Consider the following 1176-nt stretch of genomic DNA (forward strand, 5'->3'; position numbering starts at 1 on the left):
AGCTTACGATGGAACAAAGATCGGAATTTATTTCTGAAATGGTCTCTAGTGAGGCCGGTTTTAACGAACTAATGCGTGTGTTATTGGATAGTTTTTCCAAACAAGAACGCTCTCTTTTTCTCCAAGAACATTCGGGGGAACAAGGTAATGGCTTTCGTCCTCGTCGTTGGCGGGGGTATGGATGTAGTTTCGAACTTCGCATTCCTCGCACACGTTCAGGCGCTTTTCAGCCCCTGATTCTCGGTATTTTGTCTTCCCGGGAGAGTGAGCGAGCCTTGCTTTTCCACGAGTTGTATTCCCGTGGCCTTTCTTGTGAGGACATCTCGGAGGTTTGTGAACGCATTTATGGCCATCATTACAGCAAACAGCAGGTGAGCCACTTGTCCGGCGCTTGTTATGAGGAGATCAGCCAGTGGCTCTCTCGCCGCCTCTCGCCGCGCTATTTGGCGGTGTATATCGACGCCACTTTCTGCGCCACACGCCGCGATGGGAGCGTTTCGAAGGAGGCTTATTACACGATGTTGGGGCTGCTGCCCGATGGTAGTCGGGAGGTGCTCACCCTGGTGAATCATCCCACGGAAGGGGCGATAGCTTGGGAAATGGAACTGCAAGCCCTTAGGGAGCGAGGAGTGAAGCAAATCGACCTGATCGTCTCTGATGCTTTGAGTGGCATTGAGAATGCCGTTTGCTCGGCTTTTCCCACGGCGCTGCATCAGCTTTGCGTGGTTCACTTCAAACGTAAGGTGCTGAATTGCGTGTCCGCCAAAGACAAGGTGAAGGTGATCGAGGAGTTGAAAACGCTCTTTCCTGTGGAAGGAAGGGTCGTCTCTCCGCTCGAAGCTTATGAAAATTTGCGTACCTTTGCCCAGCGTTGGGGGAGGAAATACCCCTCTCTTCTGCGCTTAGGGCAGGAGCGCAACGCGGCTTATTTCACCTATTTACGCTTTCCCGAAGGGGTAAGACGTATGATTTATTCGACCAACCGGGTGGAACGCCTCAATCGCAGTTATAAGCGCACCTTGCTCATGCGTGGGGCTATGCCTTCGGCCTCCTCCGTAGTTTATCTCTTGGGGAGTGTGGCTCGAGAGAAGACCGAGGGGGCGTATGCAAGGAGACTGCCGTACTTTAGAGAATGGGAAATACAGTAAAACGATAACCTAAAATCAACACCACAAA

At 51.8% G+C, this 1176-nt stretch carries 1 protein-coding gene; it reads left to right on the forward strand.

The window, feature by feature from the left end; genetic code table 11:
* Positions 1–38 precede the first annotated feature (38 nt).
* Positions 39–1148: an IS256 family transposase gene (locus EII14_RS08990; RefSeq protein WP_255422154.1), complete on the forward strand. Its 1110-nt coding sequence runs from the start codon at positions 39–41 to the stop codon at positions 1146–1148.
* The last annotated feature ends 28 nt before the right edge of the window (positions 1149–1176 follow it).

Source organism: Alloprevotella sp. OH1205_COT-284, assembly GCF_003859795.1.
Classification (GTDB): domain Bacteria; phylum Bacteroidota; class Bacteroidia; order Bacteroidales; family Bacteroidaceae; genus Alloprevotella.